This window comes from Lacticaseibacillus sp. 22 (genome assembly GCF_055413445.1).
The window spans coordinates 1-731 of record NZ_JBVAYD010000074.1 but is presented as its reverse complement, the minus strand read 5'-3'; the positions used below and the strand labels follow the sequence as shown (position 1 = coordinate 731).

General features: G+C 50.3%; 1 pseudogene. It reads left to right on the top strand.

The window, feature by feature from the left end:
- A pseudogene (locus tag ACWP87_RS13785) lies at positions 1–731 on the top strand (phage tail protein); the annotation flags it as partial.

Genomic DNA, 731 nt, shown 5'->3' with positions numbered 1-731 from the left:
CGATCAAGGCTTGCCGGGGAAACCGGGTGCTGATGGTCGTACTTCCTACGCTCACTTTGCTTACGCAAACAGCCAAGACGGCCAGACCGACTTCTCAATCACTGATCCTAACCGCAAGTACATTGGCTTCTACAGTGACTTCACATCTGGCGACAGTACGAATCCAAGCGACTATAACTGGTCGCTGATCAAAGGTGCAGACGGTGCGGATGGTAAAGATGGGGTGCCAGGGAAACCGGGTGCTGATGGCAAGACACCGTACTTCCATATCGCATACGCCGATAGCAGTGATGGTAGAACGAACTTTTCGCTGGATACTCCGGGTTCTCGTAAGTACATTGGTAGTTATACAGACTTTACGCAAGCTGACAGCACCAATCCAGCACTTTATTCTTGGCAACTAGTGCAGGGCCCACAAGGTGAAACTGGTCCGCAAGGTCCACAGGGACCACAAGGGCCACAAGGGGTTCCCGGAAGCAAGGATGTGCCATACACGTACATTCAGTTGGGAACACCCACAAGCCCCAAGAAAGGCGACCTGTGGTGGCACGGGAAAACGCTTAACGATGCCACAGCATTGCAGTATTACGACGGCTCAAAATGGGTCGATCAGAGCATTCAGCAAGCAGTGTTGAATATCAAAAAGTTGCAATCAATTGAGGTTGACAGCGCAGAAATTAATTCTCCAACAATAAACGTGCCTTTCACTCATGCTCCTATTGAAGGTGGAA